The organism is Leclercia sp. UBA1284 (genome assembly GCF_002308415.1).
Lineage (GTDB): Bacteria > Pseudomonadota > Gammaproteobacteria > Enterobacterales > Enterobacteriaceae > Enterobacter > Enterobacter pneumoniae.
Genome location: NZ_DBUS01000005.1, coordinates 138,980 through 154,027, shown reverse-complemented (window position 1 = coordinate 154,027; position 15,048 = coordinate 138,980). Strand labels below are relative to the sequence as shown.

Annotated in this window: 5 protein-coding genes; 4 read left to right on the top strand and 1 reads right to left on the bottom strand. The window is 58.7% G+C overall.

Going from position 1 to position 15,048, the window contains the following annotated elements:
- Positions 1-128: 128 nt before the first annotated feature.
- From B3511_RS02730 to B3511_RS02720, 3 genes are read left to right on the top strand one after another with little or no spacing between them, the layout of a single operon-like run.
- The gene (locus tag B3511_RS02730; protein WP_286777518.1) at positions 129-1,766 is read left to right on the top strand and encodes a ShlB/FhaC/HecB family hemolysin secretion/activation protein; all 1,638 of its coding nucleotides are present in this window, start codon (positions 129-131) and stop codon (positions 1,764-1,766) included.
- 14 nt (positions 1,767-1,780) lie between these two features.
- Entirely contained in the window at positions 1,781-14,026 is a 12,246-nt protein-coding gene (locus B3511_RS02725) for a hemagglutinin repeat-containing protein (RefSeq protein WP_286775665.1), read from the top strand.
- A 10-nt stretch (positions 14,027-14,036) separates the two neighbouring features.
- Positions 14,037-14,288: a MafI family immunity protein gene (locus tag B3511_RS02720; protein ID WP_207292709.1), complete on the top strand. Its 252-nt coding sequence runs from the start codon at positions 14,037-14,039 to the stop codon at positions 14,286-14,288.
- Positions 14,289-14,343: 55 nt separating this feature from the next.
- Here the strand turns inward: B3511_RS02720 and B3511_RS02715 are convergent, their stop codons facing one another.
- Entirely contained in the window at positions 14,344-14,529 is a 186-nt protein-coding gene (locus tag B3511_RS02715) for a SymE family type I addiction module toxin (protein WP_286775663.1), read from the bottom strand.
- 251 nt (positions 14,530-14,780) lie between these two features.
- Between B3511_RS02715 and B3511_RS02710 the strand changes: the two genes are divergently transcribed.
- Positions 14,781-14,999 (top strand): hypothetical protein, encoded by a 219-nt coding sequence (locus B3511_RS02710; RefSeq protein ID WP_286775662.1) that lies wholly within the window; start codon positions 14,781-14,783, stop codon positions 14,997-14,999.
- The last annotated feature ends 49 nt before the right edge of the window (positions 15,000-15,048 follow it).

Below are 15,048 nucleotides of genomic sequence, written 5' to 3'. Positions count from 1 at the left end.
TATAACTCAAATTAGACTCGTCCTATATTAATAACTCTATTTTATTAGGGTTTATTTTCAGGGCACGGATGAGCACCCTCATGCACAAAGGTGGAATAATTTCCGCCAGTAACTATATCCTTATCTTGATGGTCGCACTTTTATCTCTCCCGGTAAAAGCGGCCCCGCTGTCGCCTGCCGATCGCGATACCATTCAGCAGCAACAACAACAGCTTTTAATACAAAATCAGCAGCAGCGAGATGAACTGGAACGCAGTATCCCCCTTCCAGCCCCCACCCGGCCGCAGCCCGCCGCGCAAGGCTCCGGGCCTTGCTTCACCATCCATACGATTACTCTTTCAGGCGCTACCGTAATCGCTGAAAAAGCCCGTAAGCGGCTGGTAGAGCCCTGGCTAAATCGCTGTCTGGATCAGGTGAAAATAAACGAATTAACCACCCATATTTCTGACTGGTATATTAGCCGCGGCTATATCACCAGCCGGGCATTTTTGACCGAACAAGATCTCTCCCACGGTCAGTTAAATATTGTAGTGCTGGAAGGGAAGCTGGAAGCGATTCGCCTTGAGGGCAAAACCCCGCTAATGCTAAAGATGGCTTTTCCGGGTCGGACAGGGCGCATCCTCAATTTACGCGATATCGAACAAGGCATGGAGCAAATTAACCGTTTGCGTGCCGAGCCGGTGCAGATCGATATATTACCCGGATCGCAACCGGAATATTCAGTGGTAAATCTTACGGCGAAACCCGAATTTCCGTTAAGGGCAACTATCAGTCTGGATAATAGCGGGCAAGAGAGTACCGGAGAGAATCAGCTGAATGGTGCGCTGTATGCCAATAATATGTTAGGTCTGGCAGACCAGTGGTTTATCAGCGGCGGTCGAAGCAGTGATTTTGCCACCCGCTACGACGCGCAAAATTTCCAGGCGGGAGTAAGCCTGCCGTTCGGCTACGGGCTGCTGGATTACAGCTACGCGTGGAGCAACTACCGCACCACCATCAATAATATGGGGTTTGACTGGATCTCGACCGGCGATACCAAAACTCACCGTGTTAATGCCTCCTGGGTCGTCTATCGCAATGGCGATATTAAAACCGGTCTCGCGGCGGGTGTGGTGCAGCGCTCAAGCCGTAACTGGCTGAATGACGCCCCGCTGCAAAGCAGTACCCGCAATCTTTCCAGCCTGATCCTTGGCATCACACACACGCAAAAACTGGCGGGCGGCGTCGCCACCTTCAACCCCACCTGGAGCCACGGCATGCCCTGGTTCAACGCCGAAACGGACGAAGATAAAACCGGTGATGAACCGCGCGCCGAGTTTCGCAAATGGAGCCTGAACGCCAGCTTCCAGCGTCCGCTCACCAATAACTTGTGGTGGTTGACCAGCGCCTACGGTCAGTGGTCGCCGGATCGCCTCTACGGCGCCGAGCGGCTCACGCTGGGGGGAGAAAGCTCAGTGCGTGGGTTTAAAGAGCAGTACCTCTCCGGTGATAACGGCGGCTACTGGCGTAATGAACTGGGCTATTCGCTGTTTACCCTGCCGTTTATCGGCCAGGTGAACGCCACCCTGGCGGTGGATGGCGGCTGGCTGGAAAAAGATCGCGAAGACCGTTTTGCTTCCGGCACCTTGTGGGGCGCGTCGGTGGGCTTAAGCAGCGCCGGACGCGGGTACAGCAGCCAGATCTCAGTGGGCACACCGCTGCACTACCCCGACTGGCTGGGCCCGGATCATGTGACTGTTAACTGGCGTATCGCCTTTATGCTTTAAGAGAATTTACGACTATGGAAACCCGTCATCCTCCCGTTCGTTTCTCACAGCGCCTGATTAGCTGGGCTGTCTGCGGCTTAATGGCCTGGCAGCCGATGGCGCCCGCCATGGCGGCGGTGATGACGCCGACCGGCAACACCACTATGGACAAAGCCGGTAACGGGGTGCCCATCGTCAACATCGCCACGCCAAACGGGGCGGGTATTTCGCATAACCAGTTCAACCAGTACAACGTAGGCAAAGAGGGGCTGATCCTTAATAACGCCACCAATAGCCTGAATCAGACCCAGCTTGGTGGGCTAATCCAGAATAACCCGCATTTGCAGGCAGGACGTGAAGCGAAGGGGATCATCAACGAGGTGACGGGCGGCAGCCGGTCGCAACTTCAGGGCTATACCGAGGTGGCCGGGAAAGCGGCCAACGTTATGGTGGCGAACCCTTACGGCATCACCTGTAACGGCTGCGGATTTATCAATACGCCCAATGTGACCCTGACCACCGGCAAGCCACAGCTTGATGCCAACGGCAACCTGCTGGCGCTGGATGTGACGAAAGGGGCCATCACCATTGAGGGGCAGGGGCTGGATGCCAGCAAAAACGATGCCCTCTCTCTGATTGCGCGCGCCACCGAGGTGAACGCCGCGATCCACGCCAACGATCTTACCGTGACCGCCGGGGCCAACCGCGTCGCTGCGGATGGGCGTGTCAAATCCCTTACCGGCGAGGGCGCAGCGCCCAAAATCGCCGTGGATACCGGCGCGCTGGGCGGTATGTATGCCAACCGCATCCGTCTGGTCTCCAGCGAGAAGGGGGTGGGTGTAAACCTGGGCAACCTGAATGCCCGCCAGGGCGATATTCAGCTCGACGCCAACGGCAAGCTGACGGTCAACAACAGCCTGGCCAGCGGGGCGATTACCGCGAAGGGTGCGGGCGTGACGCTCAACGGCAGCCATCAGGCGGGTGGGGCACTTGATGTGACCAGCTCGCAGGGAATGACGCTTAACAACAGCACCCTCGCCAGCGGCGGCGAGATGCGCCTCACCAGTGACGGAAAACTGCAGATCACTGGCGGCGGTACCGACAGCAAACGGGGCCTGACGATAAACAGCGGGCAGGATATGGTTCTGCAGGAGACCTCGCTGGTTGCCGCCAACAGCGCCACGCTGAACAGCCAGGGCAAGCTGACCCAGACCGGGGGCGGCGTCTCTGGCAAAGGCGGGGCATTAAGCGTGACGGGTAAAGCGGGAGTCGCCCTCTCGGATGCCACGCTGGTCGGGCAGGGAAATACCACTCTGGCCACCGACGGCGCGCTGTCGGTGAAAGGCAGTTCGCTGACGAGCAAAGGGGAAATGAACGTGCGCGGCGGGCAGGATATCACCCTGACCCACGCCACCGTCGGCAGCGATGCCCGCACCACCGTCACCAGCGGTGGCACGCTTACGGCCTCTGACAGTGCGATCGCCGCCGGCGGTGATTTGACCCTGAGCGGGGCAGGACTGACGCTGAACGGTCAAAGCCGGGCGGATGCCAGCGGCAATATTGCCCTGAGCGGGAATACGATAACGCATCAGGGCCAGGTGAATGCCGGGAAAGACGTTACGATCACCGGTAAAAATGTGGTGAACAGCGGCCAGTTAGCGGCGAAAGGAAAATTCTCTGCGCAGACGGACTCCTTGACGAACAGCGGTACGCTGCAGGGGAATGACGTCACGCTTCAGGGGCGCACGCTGACTAACAGCGGGGCAGTACAAAGCGGCGGCCAGCTGACCGTAAACGCAGATACCCTGAACCAGCACGGCACGCTAAGTACTAAAGGCGATGCCAGCCTGGCGGTTAACGACGGGCTGACCAACACTGGCTCTACCCTTGCCGAAGGCACGCTAAACCTGAAGGCAGCCACGCTTACTCAACAGGGCACGCTGTCCGGGACGAAGGGGCTGACGGCAGAGACCGGGGTGCTCACCAGCGGGAAAGCGTCCCTCACCACCAGCCAGGGCGATATACAGCTCACCGCCCGCCAGCGTGCGGATCTGAATGGCCTGACAGATGCCGCAGGCAACCTTGATCTCAACGCCGCAACGCTGACCACGCAGCAACAGGCGCGGCTGCAAAGCGGCCAGCGACTGAGAGTGCAGGCAGACAGTGCGACGCTGAACGGCATTCAGGCCGCGAAGGGGTCGCTGGACCTCTCTGCCGACACTCTGGTTCACGGTGGCAAATCCACCGGGCAGACGCTGGATTTCCGCGCCGCGCAGGCGCTCAGCAACAGCGGCGAGTTAACCGCCGATACGATAACACTTAGCGGACAACAGCTCTCCCAGAGCGGGATCGCGAAGGCGGACAGCCTGACCCTGACGGCCCCCGAGTGGATCGCCAACAGCGGCACGCTGGTGGCCAATACTCTGTTGTTAGAGAGCCGCGCCATCAGCAACGGCGGGCTGTTGCAGGGCAACTCGCGGTTTACCCTGCAGGCCGACACGCTAACAAACCTCGCCCAGGGCTCGCTCTACGGCGTGAATGACCTGACGCTGAACATCCCCACTTTTACTAACAGCGGCCTGATCACCACCGACGGTACGCTGCGGCTGAAGGGAACCTCGCTGGTCAATCGGGGCGAGATCAACGGCGCCAGTCTGGAGAGCGATTACGTCAGCCTGAGCAACCTCGGAGCAGGGCGACTGCTGGCCGATGACCAGCTCACCCTCAACGGGACGACGCTGACCAACGAAGGGAGTATTGCGGCGAATAACCTGCATCTTACAGGGAACAGCCTGCAAAACAGAGGATTGCTGCAGGGCGATAACGGCATCACGCTGGAGGTCGCCGACACCACCAACAGCGGCACCCTGCAAAGTGGTGATGCGCTGAAACTGGACGGCAACACCCTGACCAACAGCGGAGAACTGAGCGCAACATCGCTCCTGCTCACCCTGACGCAGCAGGTCACTAACGACGCGACCGGGCGGGCGATTGCCCGGGACGGGTTAACTCTTACCACGGCGGCGCTGACCAATGGCGGACTGCTGGCGGGCAAAAATACGCAGCTCAACAGCGAGGCCCTCACCAACAGCGGCACGTTACAGGGCACGGCGACGCTGACGGCGATCGGTAACCAGTTGAATAACCTGCAGGCCGGGAAAATGCTCGCAGGCGGCGGGCTGGATCTGCAACAGGTTACGCTCAACAACGCCGGTTTGTTGCAGGGTAAAACGCTGAATCTGGCGACCGGGGAGTGGATTAACAGCGGTAATGCGCTTGGTGAAGCGGGCGTCACCGCGAAGGTAACAGGTCAGTTCACCAACCAGGGCAAGGTACTGAGCCAGCAAAACCAGGAGGTGGACGCTGCCAGTATCGACAACCGCGGACAGCTGATGGCCAAAGTGCTGGCCCTGCATGGCGATCTGCAAAACAGCGGCCTGCTGCAGGGGAGCAGCGATTTGCGCTGGCGCGGTAATGCCTTCACTAACCAGAGCCAGGGCCAGGTGACGGGCGGCGACACGCTGAGCCTGACCGGGAAAACCCTCACCAATCAGGGGCAAATGCAGGCGCAGCGTGCGACGCTGAGCGCCGATAACCTGACCAACAGCGGCGCGGTGCAGACCCTGGATAACCTGACGCTCACCCTTACGGGTAAGGCAGAGAACCAGGGGGCATTACTCAGCCAGAATCTCTTTGACCTGACGGCGGCGCAGCTCTTCAACGACGGACAGCTGGCCGGAAAGGCGCTCTCTCTTCATACTCCTGAGATCACCAACACCGGCATTTTGCAGGGCAATGAGCGTCTGCAGCTCACCACCCGGACATTGCTGAATGACCAGCGCGGACAGCTGGTGAGCGGTAGCGGACTGGATCTGAACCTCGACAGGCTGGATAACGCCGGGCTGCTGCTGGTGGGCGATGACTTTACTCTGCAGGGTAACGCGCTGACCAACCGGGGCGATATTCAGGCCGAGAACCTGAACCTGCGCCTGACCAACACCTTTACTAATCAGGGCAACACCCTGGCCAGCAACGCGGCCACCCTCGCTGCGGCGAACCTGACCAACAGCGGTACCGTGGCGGCTAAAACCCTGGATCTGACGGCGACCGAGCTACGCAACAGCGGCCTGATGCAGGGCACTAACGCCATCGACGCCGCCGCTACGCGCTTCATTAACGAGACGACCGGGAAAGGGCTCTCCGGCGGGGCACTCACCCTGCAGGGCGGACAATTCAGCAACGCGGGGATCCTGCAGGGCGATACGCTGGCAGTGAACGGCGGTGCGCTGACCAACAGCGGCACCCTGAATGGCCTGTCGGGGCTGACAGGCACCTTTACCGGCACGCTGACCAACACCGGGCTGATGCAGAGCGCGGGCGCCACGACGCTTGCGGCGGATGCGTTGCTCAACCCTGGCCGCATGATGGGCGGCACCCTGGCGCTCAGTGGCCGGGATCTGAATAACGGCGGGCTCTGGCAGGGGGCTAACGGCCTGACCCTCACCGGGGATACGCTCACCACCGGGGCGGCATCACGCACCCTGACCAGCGGGCAATTAACCCTGGAGGCGGGGCAACTGACCACCCAGGGCACACAGCAGGGGAACGGCATAGAGGTAAGCGCCGCGGAGTGGACGCACAGCGGGTCGCTACTAAGCCAGGGGACACTCACCGCGAACACCGGTGGAACCCTGACCTCCAGCGGATCGCTAATGAGCCAGGACGATACGACCCTCACGGCCCAGACGCTGGATAACCGTGGGCAGATCCTCAGCGAAGGCGACGTCACGCTCGGCGGCGGCGCGCTTAAAAATAGCGGCACGGTACAGGGTAAAACCCTCGCGCTTCAGCAGCGCAGCATTAACAACCAGGGCACCCTTACCGGCCTGCAAAGCCTGACGCTGCAGGCGCAGCAGCGGCTGATGGCACGTATGGCGATGGCTGCGCCGCAGCAGGAGCTGATCAACGGCGCGAACGGCAAGTTGCTCACCCAGGGTACGCTGAACATCACCTCCGGTGCGGTGAACAACGCTGGCAGCTGGCAGGCGCAAAACATCCTGCTAAACGCGCAGTCGCTTAACAACAGCGGCGCCGTGCAGAGCGCAGACGGGCTGCAACTGACGCTGACGGATACACTCACCGCTACAACAGGCAGCAAGATCACCGCCCTGGGGGCGGCGACGCTGCAGGCCGCCTCACTTACCAACCAGGGGCAGTGGGTTGCAAAAAACCTGACCCTGAAGGGCGGCTCGCTGAGTAACAGCGGGGCGGTGAGCGGAGTGAATGGTCTGACGCTGAGCCAGACGGGAGCGGTTAATCAGCTCGCCGGCGGCACCATGCTGACCGGCGGGGCGCTAAATCTCAATGCCGCCTCCGTCGCTAACGCAGGCAAGATCCAGGGGGCCACGCTCGGTATCACCACCGGCGTGTTGACTAACAGCGGGCGTCTGCAGGGGGATAACGGCGCGACCTTCACGCTGGGCGGCACACTCACCAACAATGCAGGTGGGGAGATTGTCAGCCGTCAGGGGCTGACGGTGACGACCCCGACGCTTCTGAATGACGGGCTGATTCAGGGGGGCGGCGAGACCCTCCTGAAGGCCACCAGCCAGGCGCGTAACGACGGTAAACTACTCTCTGGCGCGCGCCTCACGCTGAATACGCCGCAGTACACCGGCAGTGGCTGGCTGCAGGCCACCGATCTGATCCTCAACGCCGCCAACGCCGCCAACGGCGGCGGCACCTGGATTGCCGACCGCGCCACGCTGACCGGCACCACCTTCACCAACCAGGGCACCACTCAGGCGGGCACCCTGGCGGTAAATTACGGCCAGCTTACGAATGGCGGGACGCTGCTCGGCAATTCTCAACTGAATATCGACGCGGATTCGGTGACGCAAAGCGCCAGCGGCAAGCTGTTCAGCGGCGGCGACCTGTGGCTGGAGAGTAAAGGGCTGGATCTGGTGGGGCAACTGGTGTCGCTGGGTAATCTGACCCTGAAGCTGACCAACGCCTTCACCAGTAAAACCGCCATTGCGGCGGGGAAAACCCTCGCCATCACCAGCAATGGGGGGATCGATAACCGCAGCGTACTGCAGGGCCAGGCCGTCAACCTGACGGCGGGCGGGCAGCTTAGCAATAACGGACAGATCACCACCGGCAGCGGTTCCAGCACGCTCTCTGGTAGCAGCGTGGCACTGAATAGCACCGGATCGGTTCAGGGCGGCGGAGATATCACCGTTGCCAGCCGTGGCAATATGACGGTGGACGGTTTCACCGGCACGCGCGGCTCGCTCACCCTGAGCGCACCGGGCTCTATCATCAATACTGCCCTGCTGTACGCGGCCAATAACCTGGCGCTCTATGCCAATAGCATCACCAACCAGCGCGGCGACATCATGGCGGGCAATAACCTGTCGATGCAGAGAGATGCGGCCGGGAATGCCAGCGCCCAGATCGTGAATACGTCGGGGAATATTGAGACGCAGAACGGTGATATTACGATTAAGGCGGGGAGCCTGTTAAACACTCGTGACGGGTTAACGGTGAATACCTGGACCGAGACGTCGCAACTTGCCGAGAACGTAGGCGATGCCACGATCGAACTTCTGGTCAGGAATCTTCCATCAAGTTCTTACGAGCTAAGGCATAGTATCGGTAAAGGCTATCGCAACTGCACCTGTGCGATTGAGTACGATATTTACAGTTCTTCGTATGCTCCGACGGCTGAAGCCATGGCCATGCAGTTTGCGGGTTCCGTTACGCATGTTGAGGCGAGCGCAAGCGGTGGCGCGGGACGTATCTCCTCCGGGCGCGATATAAGGATAGATGCAGGTAACCTTGAGAATAAATCCAGCCTGATCCTCAGTGGACGCAATGCTACATTAACAGGCTCTCAGCTAAATAATGAGAGTTATCAGTCCGGTACAACAGGAAGTTACTATAATTACAAATTCTTCGGCAGTACGGGCGGAACGTCGTCGGAGTGGAACTATACCTCACCGAGCGGTAGTTCGACTTTCATCTACAAGCTTGAGGGTATTACAACCAAAACCGTGCAAGGCGAGACGCTCCGCGCCGTCATCCAGGCCGGTGGCAATGTTACCGCCAACTTCGCCAATAACATCAGCAATACCAATACCACTGCCAACGCGGGCGGCGTCAGCAACGTTATCTCTACGCCTTCGCTGAACACCCTCAGCAACCAGACCATCGCCAGCGGAGCGCAAAAGCAAAATCTGACGAACACCGGCACCGTGGCGGTCGGCTCGCCCCAGTGGCAAGATCAGCTGCAGGGCGCCCTGCAACAGATTAACGGCGGCGGTGCGCTGGACAATAACAGTGCCGGCAGCACGCCTCTCAGCAACATCGGCACCACCCAAAAAGGTAACGCCAACCTGGGGCAGCTGGGTGCGCTGGCAGACGCGGGCGTAACCACTGCCGACCTCAATATCGCCAAAGGCAGCGCCAGTGGGCAGTACCAGGGCCAGCGCGTCGATACCAGCGCGTACCCGCTGCCGTCGGGTAACAACGGCTATTTCGTTATTTCAGATAATCCAAAAAGCCCCTATCTCATCAGCGTTAACCCCAAACTCAACGAGCTGGGGCAGCTAGACCCTGCTCTGTTTGCCGATCTGAACGCGATGTTAGGCAATAAGCCTGCCTCCAGCGCCCCGCAGGAGACCCGGGCGCTCTTTACCGATGAGAAGCAGTTCCTCGGCTCCTCTTACATGCTCGGCAGGCTGGATCTGAACCCGGACTACGATTACCGCTTCCTGGGCGATGCGGCCTTCGATACCCGGTACGTCTCAAATGCACTCCTGAACCAGACCGGTAACCGCTACCTGAACGGCATCGGCTCCGATCTGGAACAGATGCGCTACCTGATGGACAACGCCGCAGCGGCGCAGCAATCGCTGGGGCTGCAATTTGGCGTCTCGCTGACGGCGGAGCAGATTGCCGCCCTCGACCACAGTATTTTGTGGTGGGAAAAAGCCGTCATCAACGGCGAAACGGTGATGGTGCCGAAGCTCTACCTCTCACCGAAGGATGTCAGCGTCAATAACGGCAGCGTCATCGCCGGTAATAACGTCACCCTGAAGGGCGGCAACATCACCAACAGCGGCAGTACGCTGCTGGCGGGCAATAACCTGACGCTCGACAGCCAGAACAGCATCAGCAACCTCAACGACAGCCTGATAAAAGCCGGAGGCGATCTCAACCTGAGCGCCATTGGCGATATCAACAACATCAGCTCCACCATCAGCGGCAAAACGGTGGCGCTGGAGAGCACGGATGGCAGCATCAACAACCTGACGCTGGCCGAGCAGATCGATATCAACGCCAAAGGCAAATACAACAACGTCAGCATTAAAGACACCGTTCTGGGCAGCACAGCGTCAATTACGGCGCAGGATTCCTTGTCTCTGGAGGCGGGGAAAAACATCACCGTTACTGGCGCGAGCCTGGCAGCAGGCGGCGATATGCTGCTGAACGCGTGGGGCGATATCGCCGTGAATGCCAATCAGGTGAACGACGCGTACAGCTCAAATCGGGCAAATACCGCACGCTCATCCGTCTCTTATGCGGGTAGCAGCCTCAGTGCGGGCGGTAATCTGGTGGCCAACGCCGGGAACAACGTCGATATGACCGCCAGCGACCTGAAAGCGGGCGGCGGTCTGGGGCTGAGCGCAGGTCATGACCTTAATCTGAACGCAGGGCAGACCAGCGGAAGCAACCGCAGCGGCAAGAGTGAAACTCATAGCACCGGGCTCGATCGCACCACCCTGGCGGCGGGCGATAATCTGGTGTTGAAAGCCGGGCAGGATATCAACGCGCAGGCCGCAGCGCTGGCCGCCGGGAAGAGCGTCGGCCTGCAGGCGGGCCGCGACGTAAATCTAAACGCAGAGGCCACCACAGAGGGCGACAGCTACAAAGCCAGCAAGAAAACGGTCATTAACGAGTCGGTGCGTCAACAAGGTACCGAGATTGCCAGCGGCGGCGATACGGCGATTATTGCCGGACGTGACGTGACAGCCGAAGCCGCTCAGGTGACGGCGAAGGGCGATATTGCGGTGGCAGCGGGTCGCGATGTCGATCTTAATACTGCTACCGAGAGCGATTACTACTACAAAGAGCAGACCAAAACCAAAAGCGGGTTCCTCAGTAAAAAAACCACCCACACCATTGAGGAGAGCAGCGCAACGCGTGAAGCGGGCACGCTGCTCAGCGGAGACAACGTACAGGTGACGGCAGGTAACAACCTGCTGGTGCAGGGGTCGTCCGTGGTGGGCGACGGAGCGGTCGGCCTGACGGCGGGCAACAATGTCGACATCGTTGCCGCCACCAACAGCAATACCGACTGGCGCTTCAAAGAGACCAAAAAGAGCGGCCTGATGGGCACCGGCGGCATCGGCTTTACCATCGGCAGCAGTAAATCTACCCATGATCTGCGTGAAAGCGGCACTACCCAGAGCCAGAGTTTTAGCACCATAGGCTCCACGGGCGGAGATGTGAGCATCACGGCGGGTAATCAGCTGCATGTGGGCGGCGCGGATCTGGTGGCGGGCAAAGATATGTCGCTCATCGGCGATAGCGTGATGATCGAGCCGGGTCATGATAAACGCACCCGGGATGAGACCTTTGAACAAAAATCCAGTGGCCTGACGGTCGCGCTATCTGGCGTCGTTGGTAGCGCGATCAACAGCGCGGTGACCACGGCGCAGGAGGCAACCAAAGAGAGCGACGGTCGACTGGCCGCGCTTCAGGCAACGAAAGCTGCACTTTCCGGCGTACAGGCGGGGCAGGGTGCAGTGGTGGCCCAGCAGACGGGCGATCCTTCCAACGGATTTGGCGTCAGCCTTTCCCTGACCACGCAAAAATCCAAATCGCAGCAGCATGCCGAGAGCGACACGGTGGCGGGCAGTACGCTGAATGCCGGGGACGATCTGACAATCACTGCGACGGGGAAAGGCACCAGCGCCAACAGTGGTGACATTTTGATCGGCGGCAGTCAGATGAAGGCGGGAGGCGATACGACGCTGAATGCCGAAAACGACATCCTGCTGACGGGTGCGGCGAACACGCAAAAAACGACCGGTAAAAATAGCAGCAGCGGCGGTGGCGTAGGCGTCAGCATTGGTGCCGGTAGCGGGGGGGCGGGCATCAGCGTCTTTGCCAACGTGAATGCCGCTAAAGGTAATGAAAAAGGCAATGGCACCGCCTGGACCGAAACCACGATCGACAGCGGCGGCAAGGTCTCTATGACCAGCGGGCGCGACGCCATACTGAACGGCGCACAGGTCAACGGCGAGAAGATTGTGGCCGACATAGGCCGCGATCTCTGGCTGAGCAGTCAGCAGGATAGCAACGATTACAACTCGAAGCAGACCAGCGTGGCGGCGGGCGGCAGCTTTACCTTTGGCAGTATGACCGGCTCCGGCTACATCAGCGCCAGCCAGGACAAGATGAAAAGCACCTTCGACTCGGTGCAAGAGCAGACCGGACTGTTTGCTGGCGACGGCGGCTTTGACGTGACCGTAGGGCGGCATACCCAACTGGACGGCGCGGTGATCGCCTCGACGGCGACGGCGGATAAAAACAGTCTCGATACCGGCACGCTCGGCTTTAGCGATCTGCATAACGAAGCGGATTACAAAGTCAGCCATACGGGGGTGAGCCTGAGCGGCGGCGGCAGCTTTGGCGATACCTTTAAAGGCAATTTGCCTGGCGGCATGATCGCGGCGGCAGGCAGCAGCGGCCATGCGGAAGGTACCACCCAGGCGGCAGTGGCGGATGGCACCATTACCGTTCGTGATAAGGCTAACCAGCAGCAGGACCTGGCGAACCTGAGTCGGGATACGGTGAATGCTAACGACAGCATTAGCCCAATCTTCGATAAGGAGAAAGAGCAGAATCGCCTGAAAGCGGTGGGGCTGATCAGCGACATTGGCAGCCAGGCGGCAGATATCGCCCGCACTCAGGGTGACATCTACGCCCTCGAGGCTGCGAAGAAAAAGATGGCGCCGCTGAAGGCCAACGCCACGGAGAAAGAGCGCCAGGATTACGTTGCTGCCCTGCGTAATTCCCCGACATACCAGAAAGAGATGAAGAGTTTCGGTACCGGCAGCGAACTTCAGCGCGGTATTCAGGCCGCGACGGCGGCGCTGCAGGGGTTAGCGGGCGGTAACGTGGCCGGCGCGCTGGCCGGCGCATCGGCACCGGAACTGGCGCATCTTATCAAATCCACCGAAGAAGACCCGGCGGTGAACACCCTCGCACACGCCATTCTCGGCGGGGCGGTGGCGGCACTGCAGGGCAATAACGCAGCGGCGGGTGCGATGGGGGCGGCTGCGGGTGAGCTCGCGGCAAAAGCGATAATTGCGACGATGTATCCGGGTAAATCGGTCAATGACCTGAATGAATCAGAAATGCAGACCGTCAGTACCCTGGCATCGATATCCGCAGGCATGGCTGGTGGGCTGGTGGGAAACAGCACGGCCTCGGTGGGTGCGGGGGCACAGGCCGGGAAGAATGCGGTTGAGAATAACTCGCTGAGTCCTGAAAGCTTCGGAAAAGGCATGGCTGATATGGGGTTATCCCAGCAGTCGCTTGCTGTCAGTATGATCCAGAATGGCGCTACAGCAGATGAGTTAACAGAAGCGCTGATTAAAAACTCACAGGGTCAGATACCTGAAGGGCAGGATGCAGTTAAAGGTCTGTTAACCGCCTGGGGCGAGTTCTTTGGGGTTCCGGTCAGTGCGTTGACGGCTGATGGAGAAATGACGCCGCAACGGGCAGCGGAAATCCTGGCGAGTGGTGTGCCGACCAGTGAAGCAAAACTGATTCAGTATGTAGCAGCTAAAGCGTTTTTATCTGTTGCGAAAAGCTCCGATCTTGGATTATCACCTACAAACCAGAAATATGTGGATATCCTTTCGCCGGAAGCGAAACAGCATATTTTATATGGGGATAGCCCTACACAAGGTGGACATCTGTATCCCGGAAATCCAGGAAAAACAGTTTTCCCTCAAAGTTGGTCAGCAGACAAGGTTGTTCATACTGTGGGTGATATAGCTACTTCACCCGATACCAAATGGTTTGCCCAGACCGGAACGGGCGGGACGTATACAAATGCAGGGAGACCAGCAAGATGGGTTGCCTGGGAAGAGCGAGAGGGTGTTAGAGTTCGTGTGGTATACGAGCCAGCTAGTGGGAAAATAGTAACAGCGTTCCCGGATAATAATCCGGCTCCTCCAGCTTTAAAGGCAATTAAGAAATAGTGTGGGCGCGATGGATATTAATGACAAAATTAGATCATTAGGTGAAAGGTTAAAGGATCGGTTGGATCCTTCGCTAGTTGACTTTGCCCTAGATTATATTGGGTTCTCAGAGAACGTATTAGCATTCGAAACGCTATGTGATCACATCGCTGATCATGATGTTGTGATTAGCAAAGATGAATACACACAAGTGCTTAAAATAGCTAATGATCTTGGACTAGAAATAAATAGTAGATATACATATATCAATCCAGAGAAATAACATCCTGATAGCTATGACTAATCCCGGCCTCAGGCCGGGATCTTCTTCTTAACCATCAGCCCTTAACCGGCTCGATCACCAGTCGTCCCGGTTCCACGCTGACCGTAACCGCCCTGTCGGTGCTGAATCCCGCATCTGCCAGCCAGTTACCGTTCAGGCGGAGGCTGGGGCTGCGGGAATACCAGGTGGCCAGGTGGTTGTGGTGATAAAAATGCCGGATGCTGACATAACCGATCTTCATCCGCCGCTGCGCTTTGGAAAGGTTCTCTGTGACGTAGAATCGCGTCTAGCCATAATGACGACCTCTGACTAGTTGTTGTTGAGAATAATGCGCTCAATGATATTGCGCAGGCACAGTCTGAAGGTAAGACGCTGGAGCAAAAAGCCGAAGAGCACGTAAAAGCCGAAAACGAACGCTATAAGCAGGAAAACTGTGCCGGAATGAGCGCTGAAGCTTGTTCGGTACAGATGTACACTTAACGGCGTGAAGCGTTGAAAGGCTCGGTTTCACTGGGTGTAGATTTTGTGCCTGTGGTCGGGGATATCAAGAGTTTTGCGGAAGCGCAGAGTGCGATTGATTACCTTGCGGCAACCATCGGGTTAGTACCGTTGGTTGGTGATGTCGCTGGCGACCTTGAGCAAGCATCCAAGCTCATTAATGATGCCAGCCATGAGATAACGTTAAATGGGTTGATGAAAATGCCGGAATGAGTTCAAGAGCTGGAGACTATAATGATTCTGCTTCTGGTGCTCGTTCAAA